Source organism: Aeromonas sp. QDB25, from assembly GCF_027707725.1.
Taxonomy (GTDB): Bacteria; Pseudomonadota; Gammaproteobacteria; order Enterobacterales; family Aeromonadaceae; genus Aeromonas; species Aeromonas caviae.
Window position 1 is genome coordinate 27,566 of record NZ_JAPCIZ010000006.1, and the last position, 16,294, is coordinate 43,859.

General features: G+C 60.1%; 14 protein-coding genes. 8 read left to right on the top strand and 6 right to left on the bottom strand.

Annotation, left to right across the window (positions count from 1 at the left end):
- Positions 1 to 22: 22 nt before the first annotated feature.
- The 3 genes from PG883_RS03485 (at position 23) to PG883_RS03495 (ending at position 5,229) form a co-directional block, all read left to right on the top strand.
- Complete coding sequence (locus PG883_RS03485) at positions 23 to 3,829, top strand: beta strand repeat-containing protein (protein ID WP_270806971.1); 3,807 nt, start codon at positions 23 to 25, stop codon at positions 3,827 to 3,829.
- Positions 3,830 to 3,916: 87 nt separating this feature from the next.
- The gene (locus PG883_RS03490; protein ID WP_042879892.1) at positions 3,917 to 4,474 is read left to right on the top strand and encodes a hypothetical protein; all 558 of its coding nucleotides are present in this window, start codon (positions 3,917 to 3,919) and stop codon (positions 4,472 to 4,474) included.
- Positions 4,475 to 4,527: 53 nt separating this feature from the next.
- On the top strand, positions 4,528 to 5,229 hold the full coding sequence (locus tag PG883_RS03495) for an SIMPL domain-containing protein (protein ID WP_010675156.1): 702 nt from the start codon (positions 4,528 to 4,530) through the stop codon (positions 5,227 to 5,229).
- A 160-nt stretch (positions 5,230 to 5,389) separates the two neighbouring features.
- Here the strand turns inward: PG883_RS03495 and PG883_RS03500 are convergent, their stop codons facing one another.
- Entirely contained in the window at positions 5,390 to 6,766 is a 1,377-nt protein-coding gene (locus PG883_RS03500) for an amino acid permease (RefSeq protein WP_113977511.1), read from the bottom strand.
- 356 nt (positions 6,767 to 7,122) lie between these two features.
- Between PG883_RS03500 and PG883_RS03505 the strand changes: the two genes are divergently transcribed.
- Complete coding sequence (locus PG883_RS03505) at positions 7,123 to 7,398, top strand: hypothetical protein (protein ID WP_080989835.1); 276 nt, start codon at positions 7,123 to 7,125, stop codon at positions 7,396 to 7,398.
- Positions 7,399 to 7,527: 129 nt separating this feature from the next.
- Here PG883_RS03505 and ppsR read toward each other — a convergent pair whose 3' ends face one another.
- Entirely contained in the window at positions 7,528 to 8,340 is an 813-nt protein-coding gene (gene ppsR, locus PG883_RS03510; protein ID WP_010675153.1) for a posphoenolpyruvate synthetase regulatory kinase/phosphorylase PpsR, read from the bottom strand.
- Between the two features lie 307 nt (positions 8,341 to 8,647).
- Between ppsR and ppsA the strand changes: the two genes are divergently transcribed.
- On the top strand, positions 8,648 to 11,020 hold the full coding sequence (gene ppsA, locus PG883_RS03515; protein WP_113977513.1) for a phosphoenolpyruvate synthase: 2,373 nt from the start codon (positions 8,648 to 8,650) through the stop codon (positions 11,018 to 11,020).
- A 118-nt stretch (positions 11,021 to 11,138) separates the two neighbouring features.
- Positions 11,139 to 12,593 (top strand): molybdate ABC transporter ATP-binding protein ModF, encoded by a 1,455-nt coding sequence (gene modF, locus PG883_RS03520; RefSeq protein WP_113977515.1) that lies wholly within the window; start codon positions 11,139 to 11,141, stop codon positions 12,591 to 12,593.
- Positions 12,594 to 12,611: 18 nt separating this feature from the next.
- On the opposite strand, the gene PG883_RS03525 is transcribed toward modF, so the two are convergent.
- Together PG883_RS03525 and PG883_RS03530 are read right to left on the bottom strand one after the other, a co-directional pair.
- Positions 12,612 to 12,791, bottom strand: a complete 180-nt coding sequence (locus tag PG883_RS03525; RefSeq protein ID WP_223945723.1) for a hypothetical protein — start codon at positions 12,789 to 12,791, stop codon at positions 12,612 to 12,614.
- Positions 12,792 to 12,808: 17 nt separating this feature from the next.
- A complete protein-coding gene (locus PG883_RS03530) occupies positions 12,809 to 13,348 on the bottom strand; it encodes a hydrolase (RefSeq protein WP_045524340.1) in 540 nt (179 codons plus the stop codon).
- 220 nt (positions 13,349 to 13,568) lie between these two features.
- On the opposite strand from PG883_RS03530, the gene PG883_RS03535 reads away from it, so the two are divergent.
- Positions 13,569 to 13,766 carry a hypothetical protein gene (locus PG883_RS03535; RefSeq protein WP_010675148.1) on the top strand — a complete coding sequence of 66 codons (198 nt, stop codon included), beginning with the start codon at positions 13,569 to 13,571 and terminating at the stop codon, positions 13,764 to 13,766.
- Positions 13,767 to 13,780: 14 nt separating this feature from the next.
- Here the strand turns inward: PG883_RS03535 and PG883_RS03540 are convergent, their stop codons facing one another.
- Positions 13,781 to 14,107: a VOC family protein gene (locus PG883_RS03540; RefSeq protein ID WP_234823591.1), complete on the bottom strand. Its 327-nt coding sequence runs from the start codon at positions 14,105 to 14,107 to the stop codon at positions 13,781 to 13,783.
- A gap of 467 nt (positions 14,108 to 14,574) precedes the next feature.
- Between PG883_RS03540 and PG883_RS03545 the strand changes: the two genes are divergently transcribed.
- Positions 14,575 to 15,396: a MetQ/NlpA family ABC transporter substrate-binding protein gene (locus tag PG883_RS03545; protein WP_041214971.1), complete on the top strand. Its 822-nt coding sequence runs from the start codon at positions 14,575 to 14,577 to the stop codon at positions 15,394 to 15,396.
- A 53-nt stretch (positions 15,397 to 15,449) separates the two neighbouring features.
- Here PG883_RS03545 and PG883_RS03550 read toward each other — a convergent pair whose 3' ends face one another.
- Positions 15,450 to 16,172 carry a phosphatase PAP2 family protein gene (locus PG883_RS03550; protein WP_029314731.1) on the bottom strand — a complete coding sequence of 241 codons (723 nt, stop codon included), beginning with the start codon at positions 16,170 to 16,172 and terminating at the stop codon, positions 15,450 to 15,452.
- Between the last annotated feature and the right edge of the window lie 122 nt (positions 16,173 to 16,294).

The following is a 16,294-nucleotide window of genomic DNA, read 5'->3' on the forward strand; positions in this document are numbered from 1 at the left end:
GTACAACCCGGCGACCGGGCTGGTGAGCTACAGCTACACCCTGAACGACAACGGGGCGCACCCGACGGCGGACGGCAACAACAGCCTGTTCGAAGACTTCGCGGTGAGCCTGGTGGACAGCGACGGGGATTCGGCCTCGAACACCCTGAGCGTGCAGATTGTCGATGACGTGCCGACGGCGGTGAGCGACGTCAACCTGACGGTGGCGAGCGAGAACAACCTGGTCCTCAATGGCAACGTCATCACCAACGACGTGCAGGGGGCGGATGGCGCGGCGGTGACCGCGGGCACCCTGAGCGGGACCTACGGCAGCCTGGTGCTCAATGCCAACGGCACCTACACCTACACCCTCAACCCGAGCGACGGTGACTTCAAGGCGCTGACCGGGGGCGGGGTGGGCAGTGAAGTGTTCACCTACACCCTGACGGATGCGGACGGAGACGTGAGCACGGCGACCCTGACCCTGACCATCAAGAACGACGATGACGGGGTGACCATCACCAACCTGACGCCCAAGGGCGAGGGCGGGGATGCGAAGGTGTACGAAGACGACCTGCTGGCGACCCGCGGCGAGAACGAATCGGCGGGGTCGGACAGCAGCAAGGAGTCGACCACGGTGACGGGGGACTTTACCATCAGCGCGCCGGACGGGGTGAAGACCCTGAGCGTGGGTGGTATCAACATCGTGGTGAACGGGGTGGTGGCGGGCTTCCCGCTGAGCGGGGTGACCACGCCGCTGGGCAACACCCTGACCATCACCGGGTACAACCCGGCGACCGGGCTGGTGAGCTACAGCTACACCCTGAACGACAACGGGGCGCACCCGACGGCGGACGGCAACAACAGCCTGTTCGAAGACTTCGCGGTGAGCCTAGTGGACAGCGACGGTGACTCGGCCTCGAACACCCTGAGCGTGCAGATTGTCGATGACGTGCCGACGGCCAACGATGATGCTGACAGTGCCACTGAAGGTGTGTTCACTCCGGTGACGGGTAATGTCATTACCGGGGCGGGGACCATCGGCGGCACAGCCGGTGCCGGGGTGGACGTCATGGGGGCGGATGGTGCGGCAATCAGCCAGGTCGTGAGCTCGAACGGCAATTCAGACAGTAATCCTGCCGGTGGATTCACTGTGACCGGGCTGTATGGGACGCTGACCATGGGGCTGGATGGCGAATACAGTTATACGCTCACGGCGGCATCGGTTCCCGTGGGGGCCTCGGAGGTATTTACCTACACGCTCAAAGATGGCGATGGTGATACGGATCCGGCAACTCTGACCATCAATATTGCTCAGGATACCCGTGTCCCTGTATTGACCATCGGCAATGCGACGGTTGATGAGGAGGGACTGCCTGAGGGGACGGCTGCCAGTGGTAATTCGGAGATATTCAATGGCAGCTTCACCATCAACACCCAGGGGGAAAATCTGACTACCTTGACCATCGGTGGGCAGACTTACAACTTGACCAGTGGCGGCAGTCAGACCTTGATCAACAATACGGAAGGAATGCTGACGGTAACCGGTGTCAGCGGACCCACGGCCGGTGTCTACACGGTGAACTATACCTACACGCTCAAAGACAATGTGCTGACTCACAACGTTCAAGGCAACAGTGATACAGCGAATGGTCCGAGTTTCGTCGTGTCGGCTACGGATGCCAGTGGCGACAGTGGCACGGGTAACCTGCAGGTTGTGATCAGCGATGATGCCCCCATTGCCAATGCTGTTACCAATGCAGGCCAGGCGACTCAGGTGCAGAACACGAATCTGATGTTGATCCTCGATATCTCCGGCAGTATGGGTGATCCATCGGGCTATCAAGGCATGACTCGGATGCAGGTGATGCAAAAGTCCGCTTTGGAGCTGCTGGACAAATACAGCGCCTACGGCAGCGTCATGGTCAATATCGTGACCTTCGCCACTTCAGCCGCCAATCCGACCGGGGTGTGGGTCTCGATCGATGTAGCCAAGGCCATCATCCTTGGCCTTACCCCCACGAACTTGACCAACTACGATGATGCACTGAACGAGGCAATCAAAGCCTTTGGCGATACAGGTAAACTCGCTAATGCGCAAAATGTCTCTTACTTCATGTCGGATGGTCTGCCAAATGCCAACTCGTTGAGCGGTACCCCCGCCACAGTTCCTGATGGCAACAACTCGCTTGGCGGGGGAAACGGGATCGATGGTGACGGCACGACACTGAGCGGTGAAACCAAGGACTGGGCCGATTTCCTGACGGCGAACAACATCAATTCATACGCGCTCGGGATGGGCTCGGGAGCAACCCAGTCTGCACTGGATCCCATCGCCTACAACGGGGTCAGTGGTGCCAGTCCGGCGAATACCACCGCAGTGGTGGTGACTGACTTCAGTCAACTGACCGCGACCCTTTTGAGCACTGTGGTAGCTCCGCCCCTGGCAGGACAACTGATCAACGGGGTAGCAGCGAGTGCCGGGGCCGACGGTGGCTGGCTCAATGCCATTACCGTGGGTGGGGTGACTTATACCTACAACCAGAAGACGGACTCCGCTGGCGTCTCGGGAGGGACATCAGCCGGGACCTTCAATACAACGACCAATGAATGGACCATTACACTTGCAGGCGGCATCCTCAAGGTGGATATGGACAACGGCGCCTACACCTATACTCCGCCGACATCCATTCCGGTTGGGGGGATAAACCAGGTCGTGGGTTACAGTGTGATAGACAATGATGGGGATACTGCGTCCAGCACCTTGTCCATCGTTATCAACCCGGCGGTCGGTCCTACCGTGGTTCGTGATGACTTTATCATCACCAACCAGGACCCGGCGACCATTCCGGATTGGGCTCTGCTTGCCAATGACACCGGGCCTCTGGCTGCGACCCAGATGATCACGGGCGTCTCGGGAGCTGTGGGAGGGACCGTCACAGACAATGCAGGCTCGGTAACATTTGATGATACCTCCGGCAATGCGACTCCCAACTCTTACGAGGGTTCGTTCAACTACACCAATAGCACGACCACAGATACGGCCAAGGTGTATGTGGATGTGCAGAGCGGTTTGACACTTACCGGGAGCTATCTCGACGAGATCCTTATTGGGGGATCTGGAAACGATACGCTCAACGGCAATGCCGGGAACGACATCCTGCTTGGAGGACTCGGTAACGACACCTTGAATGGTGGTGAGGGCAATGATCTCCTGATCGGTGGCGCTGGCAACGATACCCTGAACGGCGGCAACGGCAATGATACGGCCAGTTACTTCGACAGCGCTGCTGGGGTCACGGTCACAGTCAATGGTGCCAGTCAGAATACCGGAGGGGCAGGGACAGACAGCCTGAGCAACATGGAAAATCTGGTAGGGTCCATGTTCAACGACAGCCTGACCGGCGATGGTAATGCCAATGTCCTGAGCGGACTGGCAGGTAACGACATCTTGAGTGGTGGTGGTGGCGACGACCTGCTGATTGGGGGTACCGGCAGTGATACCCTGACTGGTGGGGCTGGCAAGGATACCTTCAAATGGATGGCAGGTGATGCAGGAGGCACGGATACCATCAAAGACTTCACCACGGGGGCCAATGGAGATGTTCTGGACCTGAGTGAACTGCTCAGTGGTGAGCATGCCGATGCGAGCACACTGGATCACTATCTTACCTTTGCTCCTGGTCCGGGCAGTGGCAAGTCGACTCTGACCATTGATCTGGATGGAGCGGGAAGTGGCACCACGACTCATACCATCCTCTTTGACAATGTGGATCTGACGGCTGGCAAATCCAATCTGCAGATCATTCAGGATCTGCTGGATCAGGGCAACCTCAAGGTCGATCCGTAAGCAGGGTATGGGGGCCGGGTGTGCCCGGCCCCTGTTATTTGATGGAGTGGGCAGATAAGATAGCTGCAGTATCAGGAGAGGGTCACCATGCAGTCATTCAACTGGGTCGACATCGACGGCATTCGCTACAGCTGGAACGGGCAGGACAATATCGTCTGCACCGGTCGCTTTGGCTATCAGGCCACGATGACGGGTGACACGCTCAACGGTCTGGAGCTGGAGAGCGAAGATGGTGAGGTGGCGGGGTTGCTCAATGTGGACTTTGCCGCCTCTCGTATCAGCTTCACGCCAGCAGAGGATGCGCCCCTGCCCCACATGATGGTGCTGGTCGGCCATGAGTGGGGGCAGCAGGAGTATTCGTTGCAAAGTCTGAGCGATACCTCCTTGCAGGGGCTGCTCAGCCACGGTGAGGAGCTTGACTGGGGGGCGCTGGCCGTTGTGACGACGTCCGAGCCGAATCTGCCATCACAAGGTCATGTTCTGTCGTGGGATTCGTTCCACTTTGAGGATGAATCGCTGTTTGGCAGCCCGGCGCCTGCTCCCGTGATGACAAGCCATGGCAATTCAGGAGGAGGGGAGATCAGCATCAATATCGACATGACCAATCAGGTGCTGGACCAGATCCCGCCGACACACGATATATGAATCCCAATCGACGACATGCATAATGACCTCCATCTAAATGATGGAGGTTTTTTATGTGGCGTCCCCTTCTTACCCTGTCCGCGCTGGTTGTCAGTGCACCGTTGCTTGCCATCGAGGTTCCTCAGGCCCCTCATCTGGTCGTCAGTGGCTATGCGGAGCAGAAGGCTGAACCAGACATGCTGACGCTCAATGTCGCCGTCACGGCACTGGAGAAGCAGGGCATCAAGGCCAAACAGCAGGTAGATACCAAGGTAGCAGCCTTCTTTGGCCAGCTGGAGAGCCTGGGCATCAAGCGCAGCGACGTCGAGGCGGGCAATCTGGTGATCTCCCCCGAGTACCAGTATCCCCAGAACAAGCAGCCTGAAATGGTGGGTTACCGTGCCCAGCGCCAACTGGCCGTCAAACTCTATCAACTGGACAAACTCAGCCAGTTGATGGATACCGCCCTCAAGGCGGGTCTGGAGTCCGTGACCCAGATAGAGTACGGCCTGAAGTCACCACAGGTCATCAAGGAGCAGGCCCGGCTTGGTGCTGTTGCTGATGCCACGAGCAAGGCGGAATCCCTGGCCAAGGCTTTCGGCATGAAGCTTGGCAAGGTGTATAGCGTCGAATACCGCAACAGTTCCCCCATGCCGGTCTATACCCGTGCCATGAAGGCCGCGGCAGCCCCTGCCGCCGACATGATGGAAAACAGCTATCAACAGCAGCAGATCAGCATCACTGACAATGTAGAAGCCGTCTTCCTGCTGGAATAACACAGCCCCTTTGTCCATCACTCAAACCCGAGGCAACCCCTCGGGTTTGTCATTGCAGGGGCTGGCAGGACAAGTGAGCCGCGAATTGGGTCAGGTGAAACGGGAATGGAATAAAAAATGCCGGTCAGTGACCGGCATTTTTGTTGGAGAGGGATGATGCCTAGCCCAGGTTGGTAGCCAGCTTGCGTTGGCTCTTCTGTTTGAGCAGATAGCCGATACCGAGTACCAGGACCCAGGCCGGGATCAGCTCGACCGAGATGCGGGTGCCGTCGTTCATGTACATGATCACCAGGATGGCGGCCATGAAGGCGAGGCAGAGGTAGTTGCCAAACGGGCTCCACAGTGCCTTGAACTTGGTGGTGACGCCTTCTGCAGCCTTCACCTTGCGGAACTTGAGGTGCGCCAGGCTGATCATGGCCCAGTTGATGACCAGGGCGGAGACCACCAGAGACATCAGCAGACCAAAGGCCTTGCCCGGGATCAAATAGTTGATGAGCACGCACAGCAGGGTGGCCGCGGCCGAGATGGTGATGGCGGTCAGGGGCACGCCGCTCTTGTTGGTCTTGAGCAGGGCCTTGGGGCCGTTGCCCTGCTTGGCCAGGCCAAACAGCATGCGGCTGTTGCAGTAGACGCAGCTGTTGTACACCGACAGCGCGGCGGTCAGCACCACCAGGTTAAGTACGTTGGCTACCAGGTTGCTGTCGAGCGCATGGAAGATCATCACGAACGGGCTGCCGCCTTCCACTACCTTGCCCCAGGGATAGAGGGAGAGCAGTACGGTGAGGGCACCGATGTAGAAGATGAGGATGCGGTAGATCACCTGATTGGTGGCCTTTGGGATGCTCTTCTCGGGATTGTCCGCTTCCGCTGCCGTGATGCCGACCAGCTCCAGACCGCCGAAGGAGAACATGATGAAGGCCATTGCCATCACCAGCCCGCCGACGCCGTTGGGGAAGAAGCCACCCTGGGCCCAGAGGTTGCTGACCGTGGCCTCGGGGCCACCGCTGCCGGAGAACAGTATCCAGCCGCCGAATCCGATCATGCCGAGAATGGCGACCACCTTGATGATGGCGAACCAGAACTCCATCTCGCCGAACGCCTTGACGTTGGAGAGGTTGATGGCGTTGATCAGCACGAAGAAGAAGGCCGCCGACATCCAGGTCGGGATCTCGGGCCACCAGTACTGGACATAGATACCGACTGCCGTCAGCTCGGCCATGCTCACCAGTACATAGAGCACCCAGTAGTTCCAGCCGGAAGCGAAGCCGGCGAAGTCACCCCAGTACTTGTAGGCAAAATGGCTGAATGAGCCGGCAACCGGCTCTTCCACCACCATCTCGCCCAGCTGGCGCATGATGAGGAAGGCGATGAAGCCGCCGATGGCATAGCCCAGCAGCACCGCAGGGCCCGCCATCTTGATGGTGTCGGCAATGCCGAGGAACAGGCCTGTACCGATGGCACCGCCCAGTGCGATAAGCTGGATATGGCGGTTTTTCAGACCGCGCTTGAGCTCCTCGCCGTGTTGTTGAAGATCCATGCTTCCTTCCTTACGTCGCTGAAATCACTCGGCTCGCGTCCCGTCAGCCACAGCACTTCCTCTGCCTGGCGCGGCATCTTGTGCCGAAAACGTGACGAAATCCGTATTTATATCGTTACAGTTTGCCGCTGGCTGTTTTTTGTAGCGGCTACCAACCCGAGCAGAATAGTGATAATCGACCGTCCATGCACCTGTTTTCCTCATCATTGGCTGCTATTTTGTGCGCCATGCAGGTTTTTCATGATCTGGAAAGGGGTTTTGAGAGTGGTTGCTGGTTTTGTGTTCGGGTGGATTTTAATCTATTGACTCAGTCCGGTTTTCATGGCCTTGTTGCCCTTTGATAAAAAGGGACTCATATGATGGAGCGTATAGTCGGTGGCCTGGTGATGGCCGTGCTCTGGCTCGGGATCTGGCTATCCCCCATGTTGCTGACGATGGCGATGAGCAGCCTTGTTGTCTGGGGCTGGTTGGGAGCGGATTACCTGGTGAACCACATCGCCATGGTGCTCATCCTTGCTGCCGGGATGGGGCTGGTGCCAGCCTGCTGGCTGAGCGAGCGAGTCCGCAAGGGCAGGGGACTCATTAATTTTCACGGCATGTTGATGAACAACAAAGAACTCAACAAGCCCTGAGCCTGCTTGCCCCGCGAGTGATGGGATGCCAGCGATGATGCTGGCATCATTTTTTCATCCTGTTTCTCTGTTTCGTTATCTTGCCACTCATCTATTTCATGGTGCGTTGTGCTGTCACAGCCTTGCAGGTTAGCAGAGCTGGCGGCGAAGGCCGGTTGCTTCCAGGATCTTGGCGCTGATCTCCTCGACCGAGTGGGAGCTGGTATCGAGGAAGCGGATCGCCTCCTGGCGGAACAGCCTCTCGACGCTGGCCAGCTCCTGTTTGCATTGATCAAGCGAGGAGTAGCGGCTGTTGGCGCGGCGCTGGTTGCGGATCTCGTGCAGCCGCTGCGGCATGATGGTGAGGCCGAACAATTTGTGGCGATTGGCCTTGAGGGCGGCGGGCAGCTCCAGCGATCCCATGTCCTGCTCGATAAAGGGATAGTTGGCGGCGCGAATGCCAAATTGCAGTGCCAGATAGAGGCTGGTCGGTGTCTTGCCGCAACGGGAGACCCCGATGAGGATGATGTCTGCCTCGTCATACTCCCTGGTGGTGATGCCATCGTCGTTGGCCAGCGCAAAGTTGACCGCTTCGATGCGATCGTCGTAAAGCTTGCGGTTTTCCATGCCATGGGTGCGATGCAACCTGGGTTCGGCCTTGATACCGAGCTCCTGTTCGAGAGGGCTCACGAAGGTGTTGAGAAAATCGTGGCTGCTGGCCTGGGCCTTGAGCACCTCTTCACGCACCATGGGGTCGACGATGGTGTGAAACAGGATGGGGCGCACCCCGGTCTGGCGAAACTGCTCGTCAATGCGTGCCCGTACCTGGCGCGCTTTTTCCTGGGTCTCGACAAAGGGGATGGTGACCTGTTCGAAGGCCAGGGGAAACTGGCTCAACACGGCGTGGCCGAAGACTTCGGCGGTGATGGCGGTGCCGTCGGATACATAGAATACGGTGTGCACTGCGGACTCCTGTGGTGCGCTCCAGGGGGCGGCGAGAAATAAGTATCTCTCGAAACCATATCGTTTTTGTCAACAGATCTGCCATGCCCAAGTTGTGAACTCGCTTGCAAACCTGAGTCGTTACCTTTTTGTGTCGCTATTGTAGAATGCCTGTGTCAAACGACCATCCCCAACTCTTGCTCGGGGATTTTTTTGACAATAAATAGAAAACGTTTTCATGGTCGTTGGCAACAGACACTAACAAAAACACACGACTTGGCACAGCAGGTGAATTGTCACCCTGGCCCCCCAACCTGGAGACATGCAAATGCAACAGTACGTACTCTGGTACGAACAGCTCGGTATGCAGGACGTTGAACGCGTCGGCGGCAAGAATGCATCCCTTGGCGAGATGATCAGCAACCTCTCGGGGGCCGGCGTGTCCGTGCCGGGCGGGTTTGCGACCACGGCCTTTGCGTTTAACGAGTTTCTGGAGTTAAGCGGCCTCAACGGCAAGATCCATGACCTGCTCGACAGTCTGGATGTGGATGACATCGCCGCCCTCAACCGGGCCGGTCAGCAGATCCGCGACTGGGTGGTGGAAGCGCCCTTCCAGCCCGCTCTGGAGCAGGCGGTGCGCGAGGCCTATGACAAGCTGAGCGCGGGGCTCGAGGCATCCTTTGCCGTGCGCTCCTCCGCCACTGCGGAAGACATGCCGGATGCGTCGTTTGCCGGTCAGCAGGAGACCTTCCTCAACGTGCGCGGTATCGATGCCGTCATGACTGCCATCAAGCATGTGTTTGCCTCGCTGTTCAACGATCGCGCCATCTCCTACCGGGTCCATCAGGGCTATGACCACAAGGGGGTCGCTCTCTCCGCCGGGGTGCAGCGCATGGTGCGCTCGGATCTCGCTGCCTCAGGCGTCATGTTTACCCTGGACACCGAATCCGGCTTCAACGACGTGGTCTTCATCACCGGCGCCCAGGGTTTGGGCGAGATGGTGGTGCAGGGGGCCGTCAACCCGGACGAGTTCTATGTGCACAAGCCGACCCTCAAGGCCGGGCGCCCTGCCGTGGTGCGCAAGACGCTGGGCTCCAAGCTCATCAAGATGACCTACTCCGGGGATGCCGGTCATGGCCGTCAGGTGAAGGTGGTCGACACCACCGATGCCGAGCGCAACCGCTTCTGCATCACGGACGAGGAAGTGATGGCCCTGGCAAAGCAGGCCCTCATCATCGAGCAGCACTACGGCCGCCCGATGGACATCGAGTGGGCCAAGGATGGTCAGGATGGCAAGCTCTACATCGTTCAGGCCCGTCCGGAAACCGTGCGTAGCCGCCAGGAAGCCAATACCCTCGAGCGCTTTGCCCTCAAGCAAACCGGCAAGGTGCTGATCGAGGGGCGTGCCATCGGCCACAAGATTGGCGCGGGTCCGGCCCGTGTCATCTCCTCCATCAGCCAGATGGATGAAGTGCAGCCCGGCGATGTGCTGGTCACCGACATGACCGACCCGGACTGGGAGCCCATCATGAAGCGCGCTTCCGCCATCGTCACCAACCGGGGTGGACGCACCTGTCACGCCGCCATCATCGCCCGGGAGCTCGGCATTCCGGCAGTGGTGGGTTGCGGCAACGCCACCGACCACATCCAGGATGGTCAGCTCATCACCGTCTCCTGTGCGGAAGGGGACACCGGCTTCATTTATGACGGCGAGCTCGACTTTGACGTGGCGGTGACCGAGGTGGGCAACATGCCGCGCCTGCCCATCAAGATCATGATGAACGTCGGCAATCCGGACCGCGCCTTCGATTTTGCCCAGTTGCCGAATGCCGGTGTGGGCTTGGCCCGCCTCGAGTTCATCATCAACCGCATGATCGGGGTCCACCCCAAGGCGCTGCTGGAGTTCGATCAGCAGACCCCGGAACTCCAGGCCACCATCACCAGGATGATCGCGGGCTACGAGAGCCCACGTGAGTTCTACGTAACCAAGCTGACGGAAGGGATCGCCACCCTGGCGGCCGCCTTCTGGCCTGAGCGGGTCATCGTGCGGATGTCGGACTTCAAGTCCAATGAGTACGCCAACCTGGTGGGGGGCCGTGGTTACGAACCCCATGAAGAGAACCCCATGATCGGTTTCCGTGGTGCGTCGCGCTACATTGCCGACAGTTTCCGCCCCTGCTTCGCCCTCGAGTGCGAGGCGATGAAACGGGTGCGGGATGTCATGGGGCTGACCAACGTCGAGGTGATGATCCCCTTCGTGCGTACCCTGGGTGAGGCGGAGCAGGTGGTGGAGATACTGGCTGAGAACGGCTTGCGCCGTGGCGAGCGCGGCCTGAAAGTCATCATGATGTGCGAGCTGCCTTCCAATGCGCTGCTGGCGGACAAATTCCTCGAGCACTTCGACGGCTTCTCCATCGGCTCCAATGACATGACCCAGTTGACCCTTGGGCTGGATCGGGACTCCGGGCTCATCGCCCACCTGTTCGACGAGCGAAACGAGGCGGTCAAGGCGCTGCTGGCCATGGCCATCGCCGCCGCCCGCAAGGCGGGCAAGTACGTGGGGATCTGCGGCCAGGGGCCGTCCGATCACCCGGACTTCGCCGCCTGGCTGGTCGAGCAGGGGATCGATTCCGTGTCGCTCAACCCGGATACCGTGGTCGACACCTGGCTCTATCTGGCCGAGCAGCACAAGGCCGGCTAAACCCGTCCCCGCTTTTTGATGACACGGCGCCGCAATGGCGCCGTTTTTGTCTGCGCCCCCCTTTTTCTGTTACAAGGGGAAAGAGCAAGGTGCTCCGCACCCATCACAGGACGATCCCATGACCTCATTGCAGTGGCAATCCGCCACCCTGGCCCTGCGTGGCCAACACACCCTGGTTATTCCCGAACTCTGTCTCACCCCGCAGGCCTGCTGGGCCTTCGTCGGCAGCAACGGCAGCGGCAAGACGGCGCTGGCGTCGGCCCTGTGCGGCGAGCTGGCCGTGCGTGCTGGAGCGGTATCGGGTCGAGTCCGGGCCGAGCGACTCTCGTTCGAGTCGCAGCAACAGCTGGGGGAGCTGGACTGGCAGCGGCGCAATACCGACATGCTGGGGGAAGAGGAGGAGGCGGGGTATCGGGTATCGACCCTGATGCTGGAGGCGGGGGACGAGGAGCATGAGGCCCGCGCGCTGCTGGCCCGCTTTGGCATCGAACCCCTGTGGGAGCGCCCCTATCGCTACCTCTCGAGCGGGGAGGGGCGCAAGCTGCTGCTGGCCCGGGCCCTGCTGGGGCGACCCGAGCTGCTGGTGCTGGACGAACCCTTCGATGGCCTGGATCAGGGGGCCAGGGCTTCTTTGATGATGTTGCTGGCCGACCTGGTGTCAGAGGGGCTGCGCCTGGTGGTGATCGTCAACCGTTTTGACGAGATCCCCCCCTTTGCCACTCACCTCGGCCTGCTCGGCGAGTGTCGTCTGCTGCTGGCGGGGGAGCGCGAGGAGGTGCTCGGCAGCCAGGAGGTTGCCCAGCTGGCACGCGCCGAAACGGTATCCCCCCGTTTGCCGCCACCGCTGACGACCCCCGAGCCCCTGCCTCCCGGCCCTCGGGTCGTAATGAAAGCCATGCGTATCGCTTACGGGGATCAGGTGATCATCGATGGGCTCGACTGGACCATTGACGAGGGGGAGCACTGGCAACTGGTGGGACCGAATGGCGCTGGCAAGTCGACCCTGCTCTCCCTCATCACCGGAGATCACCCGCAAGGTTACAACAATGAGCTCCATCTGTTCGGACGGCGGCGGGGCAGCGGCGAGAGCATCTGGGAGATCAAGCGCCACATCGGGCTCGTGAGCCCGGCGCTGCATCTGGACTATCGTGTCAGCTGCCCGGTGCAGACAGTGATCCTCTCCGGTTTCTACGACTCCATCGGGCTTTATACCCGGCCGGGGGATCGTCAGCTGGCGCTGGCCAACCAGTGGCTGGCCCTGCTGGGGCTGGCCGATCAGGGGGCGCAGCCTTTCCACTCTCTCTCTTTCGGTCAGCAGCGACTGGTGCTGATCGCCCGTGCCCTGGTCAAGCATCCGCCGCTGCTCATCCTGGACGAACCCCTGCAGGGACTGGATCCCCTCAACCGTCACCTGGTGCGGGAGATGGTAGCGCGCCTCGTGGGCGAGGGAACCCAGCTGTTGTTCGTTTCCCATCATGCCGATGATGCGCCCCCCGGTCTGACCCACAGGCTGAGCTTCGTGCCAAGGGAGGGGGAAGGATACGACTATCTGCAGGAGCGTCTGGGGAGCTGAGCCGTCCGGGCGGCATGGTCAGAGAGGGGCCGGTTCGGCGAGGAGCGGCGGCATCCCTAGCAGCGTCCACCACAGCCCGAAGAAGAGCATGATCCCCAGCCAGAGCCAGGCCAGATAGTGACGGGTGGCGGCCATCCCCGTCACCGTCACCATGAATGCCGCCCCGAAGGCGATGAGGGCGAACAGAAAGGGCGCCATGTTGTCCATCATGGCGGTCATTTCACCAGGGAGAGGATCTGGCGAAATGCCGGATGGCGGCAGTCCCCCATCAGCTCATAGAGGCACATCTCCACCGACGTCAGCGCAGCTCCCCTGGCCGCAAGCTGGCCGATGGCGAGATCCCGGTTGGCAGCGCAGCGAGACGACACCGCATCCACCACCAGCGAGACCCGGGTGCCGCTGGCCAGAAGTCCCAACACGCTCTGGTAGACGCAGATATGGGTCTCGATGCCACATACCAGCCAATGCTCTACCCCGCTTTCGGCCAGCGCGGTCGCCACAGTGGGCTCCCCCAGGGCGCCGAAGCTGTATTTGGGCAGCACAAGATCGCCTGCCTGCAGCGATTGCAATTCGGGCACGGTGGCACCGAGCTTGTCCGGGTTCTGCTCCAGCCAGACAACCGGCAGCCCCAGCACCCTGGCCCCTTGCACCAGCCTGGCGGTATTGGCAATCAGGGCGTCGCTCTCCTCGACCAGGCGGGCCAGCTTGCCCTGGATATCGACCACCAGCAGGCCTGGGTGATGGTGTTTGTGCATTTTTTGTCTCCTTTCTCCGTTGCGGATGAGATACAGCGCCATCTTGGGAGCCATTCTCGCGTACATCTTGATACAAATTGTGAGCTGACCGACGGCGTGGGGGACACTAGGATGCGCGTCATGGAGCCCGTTTTCTCAGTTGTGGTGTGCATGACAAGGGGCGACGCATCAACCCGCTACTGCGTAGTTGGACGATTTTCCATTAACGATGAGAAGTACCATGAAGAAGATAATCCTGTTCGTCTCCCTGGCTGGCCTTTTGGCCGGTTGCGCCAGCCCGGCACAACGCATGGCGGAATGCCAGGCGCAAGGGATCAGCAAGGACGCCTGCTACCAGGCCGAGCAAAACCGCCAGGCGTCCATCATGAACGCCGCCGAGAAGCAGGCCTTGGAGAACGCCAGCAAGGCGGTCAAATAATCTAACCCGACTCACTACGTGTACTTCTCAGGCCCTGGATTCACCGAATGCAGGGCCTTTTGCTGGGTGGCACTGTGCTGCGATGTGTTTGCGGCGTGTGAGGACTCAATGTAGGTCATCGCCTCGATGTTGTTGCCATCGGGATCGCGCAGGAAGGCGGCGTAGTAATTGGGGGCATAGTGGGGACGCAGTCCCGGCAACCCATTGCAGGCAAAACCTGCCTTGATCCCCGCGTGATGGAACGCATCCACCTGTGTCGCGTCGTCGGCCCTGAATGCGAGATGGCAGGAGGCGCCCTGCTGCCCCCGCTCAATCAGGAAGCCCACGTGATCGCGGCCCATCAGGCCAAAACCGGCCGCCGTCTCATCAGATCATTTGAGTTCTATCAAAAGAGGAGCCAGCACGGTGGCATAGAAGTGCTGACAGGAGTCAAAACGCACCACCTTGATTTCTACATGATCGAACACGGTGACTCCTTGTGTTGCCTGGGTGTAGAGCAGCCCATCAGGACCTTATGGAAACCCGTTGAAATGGGTATCGAATGACCACAATAAGTCAGTTTGACGCCAGGCAGGGAGAGGGCAATGCGCATAACTGCGCGCTCTGTCAAAGATTTTTCATCCAGTTGCGGGATGCGCTTTGCTTCGTGCTGGCCAAGCTTGCCCGGTTTTGTTGCTTGGCGAAGGCTACTAGCTCTGTTATGGTGTGCTCTGTTAGCCGTTTGGACGGCTAGATGGTTGTGCGCTGACTGCATGTTTGCGCCCCCGACCGCTCACCGTTTTGATGATCATGTTGACAGGGAGTTTTTATGCAACGTCGTTCCTTCTTCACCCTTTCCGCCCTGGCGTTGCTCGCCAGCAGCCTGCCGCTGTCCGCCTTTGCCATCGATGAGGCGAAGAAAGAGATCGTCATCGGCACCACGGTTGGCGACTTTGCCGACATGGTGACCGACTCTATCAAGCCGCAGCTCGAAGCCAAGGGCTACAAGGTCAAACTGGTGGAGTTCACCGATTACGTGACCCCCAATATCGCCCTGGCGGACGGGTCGCTTGACGTCAACTGCTTCCAGCACAAGCCCTATCTGGAGAGCTTCGCCAAAGACCGGGGTCTCTCTCTGGCGCCCATCACCCAGGTACCGACCGGTCCCATGGGGCTCTACGCCGGCAAGCTGGGGGATCTGAAGGCGGTGAAAGAGGGAAGCACGGTCGCCATCCCGAACGATCCCACCAACCAGGCGCGGGCACTGCTGATGTTGCAGGATCTGGGCTGGCTGAGCCTCAAGGAGGGGATCAATCCCCTCAAGGCGAGCGAGTTCGACGTGGTGAAGAACCCCCACAACCTCAAGCTGGTGCTGCTGGAAGCGGCGCAGCTGCCGCGCTCCCGTGAGGATGTGGACTTCTCCGTCATCAACGGCAACTTTGCCGCCTCAAGCGGGATCCCGTTCAGCTCCGGCCTCTTCCTCGAGCGCAGCTATGACTTCATCAACTGGGTGGTGGTCAAGAGCGCCGATGCGGGCAAGCCGTTCGCCAAGGATGTGGCGGCCGCCTACAACTCCCCCGAATTCAAGGCTTATGCCGCCAAGCGCTTCGTCGGCTACAAGTATCCCGAGGGCTGGCAGCAGAAGGGGTGAGTGGCGTACAAGCGATAAAAACGGGCACCCAGGTGCCCGTTTTTTATTGGAGGTCAGTAGTGGCGCAACCACCAGCGGGCGGCCAGGAGGGCGGTAAGGCTGCCAAGCAGGGCGCTTGCCAGCACATCCAGGGGCCAGTGCATGCCGATAAGGGTGCGCGAGAGGCCGATCCCGATGGCCCAGAGTGGCAACAGCCAGGCACCGGCTGGTGCCCGGGCCAGCCAGATCAGGCCGAAGAACTGGGCGAGGCTCATGGCGGCGATGCTGTGACCGGAGGGAAAGGCATAGTTGACCTCTGCCTGCCAGTGCTGGCCGAGCCAGGCGGGCAGCGCCAGCAACTGGGTCGCGGCGTGGACCTGTTCACTGCGAAGGGCCTGGCTTCCCCCATAGAACTGGCGGATGGCGGGGATCAGCTCCTGGCTCTCCAGCCAGATGAGGTAGGGCCTGGGCTCTTCGGTCAGCAGCTTGATGAGGCTCTTGATGACCCAGTCGCTCGCCAGCACGGCAAAGAGGGCGCCAGCCAGCGCCAGCAGAGCGCGACCGTCCAGCGTCAGCTTGTGTCTTGTGAGCAGCAGCAGGGCGGCGATGGTGAAGACCAGCCCCGGCAAGTCCACCATGCGGGTGAGGGCGTAGGGCCACCATAGCCAGCCCGATTGCAGGGCCTGGGTCATGAACGGCTGCCAGGGCAGGCAGACGAGCAGCAGCAGGGGGAGGAGCAGGAGGGCATTGAAATGAAGCACCTTGCGGCGTGGCAACGAAGAGGAGTGAGTCGGCATCAAGGGGTCCGGTTCGGTGGCGCGAGCGGCTAAAAAGAGGCGTCATTGTGCCAGTCAGGTTGCTCTGGTCAAGGCGAAGGGGGCAAGGGCAACAGGCTGTTACATATGATGCTGCCGGGCAT